The sequence below is a fragment of the Actinoplanes sp. NPDC051343 genome (assembly GCF_044455125.1).
GTDB lineage: Bacteria > Actinomycetota > Actinomycetes > Mycobacteriales > Micromonosporaceae > Actinoplanes.
In genome coordinates this window covers 1-1,239 of sequence record NZ_JBITEL010000057.1, presented here as the reverse complement: position 1 = coordinate 1,239, position 1,239 = coordinate 1, and the positions used below count along the sequence as shown (strand labels likewise).

General features: G+C 66.3%; 1 protein-coding gene. It reads left to right on the top strand.

Translation table 11 applies throughout. From position 1 onward, the window contains the following. Positions 1-52 precede the first annotated feature (52 nt). Positions 53-1,239, top strand: a protein-coding gene (locus ACIA5C_RS48635) for an IS3 family transposase (RefSeq protein WP_396068207.1) whose coding sequence is annotated in 2 segments (ribosomal slippage) — positions 53-332 and positions 332-1,239 — 1,188 coding nt annotated over the 2 segments. Because the reading frame shifts where the segments join, the coding sequence is not laid out codon by codon here. This gene is flagged as partial in the annotation.

Below are 1,239 nucleotides of genomic sequence, written 5' to 3'. Positions count from 1 at the left end.
TGTTTCGCCCCGGGTTTGATGGAGACATCGAAACCTGGGAGAAGATTTAGCTATGCCGGCACCGAAGAAGTACCCCGACGAGCTGCGTGAGCGTGCGACCCGGCTGGTGGTCGAGGCCCGCCGGGACCCGGCGTCCGCGACAGGGGCGATCCGCAGGATCGCCGACCAGCTCGGGATTCATCCCGAGGCGCTGCGCACCTGGGTGAAGAAGGCCGAAATCGACGCCGGGGACCGGCCGGGCACGACCAGCAGCGACGCGGAACGCCTCGCGGCTCTCGAGCGGGAGAATCGTGAGCTGCGGCGGGCGAACCAGATCCTGAAGTCCGCGGCGAGTTTCTTCGCGGCGGAGCTGGACCGTCCGTCGCGATGAAGGTCGACTTCGTCGACTCTCAACGGTCCGAACACGGTGTCCAGCCGGTCCTGCAGGCGCTCGAAGGCACGCCGGCACAGATCGCACCGTCGACCTACTACGCCGCGAAGACCCGACCGGCCTCGGCCCGGACGGTGCGCGACGGCAAGCTGACCGCGACGATCGAGCGGATCCATAAGGAGAACTACGACGTTTATGGCGCCCGCAAGATCTGGCATGAACTGCACCGCCAAGGGATGCCGGTGGCCAGGTGCACGGTCGAGCGGCTGATGCGCGCCACCGGGCTGCGCGGGCTGTTGCGCGACAAGTCACCGCGCACGACCCGGCCCGCACCCGAGACCGGGCGGCCTGCTGACCTGGTCAACCGCGACTTCACCGCAGATCATCCGAACCAGTTGTGGGTCGCTGATCTGACCTACGTGCGCACCAGCGCCGGCTGGGTGTACGCCGCGTTCGTCCTTGACGTGTACTCCCGGCTGATCGTCGGCTGGCAGGTCGCTACGAGCCTCTACACCGATCTCGCGTTGGACGCGTTGAAAATGGCCATCTGGCGCCGCGAGAATCAACGATCTGACCTGCGGAAACTGGTCCACCACTCCGACCGCGGAGTCCAATATCGAGCGATCCGCTACAGCCAGCGGCTGGCCGAGACCGGCGCGGTCGCCTCGGTCGGGTCGAAGGGCGACTCCTACGACAACGCCATGGCGGAGGCGTTCAACTCGCTGTTCAAAGCCGAACTCGTCCGCAACAAAGGCCCTTGGCGCGGGCTCGACGAACTCGAGATCGCCACCGTCGAGTACATCGACTGGTACAACAACCGCCGTCTGCACGGCGAACTCGGCCACGTCCCACCCGCCGAATACGAGGCA